At 46.5% G+C, this 548-nt stretch carries 1 protein-coding gene; it reads right to left on the bottom strand.

Going from position 1 to position 548, the window contains the following annotated elements; genetic code table 11:
• The coding region (gene tssB / locus LGZ98_RS24080) for a type VI secretion system contractile sheath small subunit (RefSeq protein ID WP_262978766.1) at positions 1-386 on the bottom strand (386 nt) is incomplete at its 3' end.
• Positions 387-548 lie beyond the last annotated feature (162 nt).

The raw sequence follows: 548 nt of genomic DNA, 5'->3' as shown, positions 1-548 counted from the left end.
TTGGATTTCAAATCGCGCAGTAAATTACGCATCGAAAGCAGCGCCCGCAGTGGGGGAATTTGGCGGGCCACGTGCTCAGGATCGAAATCCTTTATTTGCCGGAAAGTGAGGGCGATATTTTCTTCGTCGCCATTTTCAGTCAGGGTATTTTTCACCGTCAGATTAACGGCGGGGCTGAATTCCGCCATCACGCTGTCAAAATTGTTTTTATTAATAGACACTTTTTCTCTTTCCGAGAGCGGACGCTGTTCCCGCCCATGACTGTAATCGCCCATCACCAATAATTTCAGCGGCAACTCCACTTTTTTTTGCGCGCCGCCGGTATGCAAATCCAATTTAATATTTACCCGCGCTTTGGGGATTTCATTTTGAAAACTCTGGGCCATCATCGGCTCCTCAGTAATAAAAAAGAACGCCGGGCATGAGGGGCATGCCCGATAAATTTCAGGAACGAAAAACGGATTCAGCTATTTCAGAGCAGGCAGTTAACCGGACAGTAAATAAGAGAAAACCGACAAGATCCGCCGCAATAAATAAAGCCATTTATC

This window comes from Photorhabdus kayaii, from assembly GCF_025384895.1.
GTDB lineage: Bacteria > Pseudomonadota > Gammaproteobacteria > Enterobacterales > Enterobacteriaceae > Photorhabdus > Photorhabdus kayaii.
This window is presented reverse-complemented; position numbering and strand designations above follow the sequence as displayed.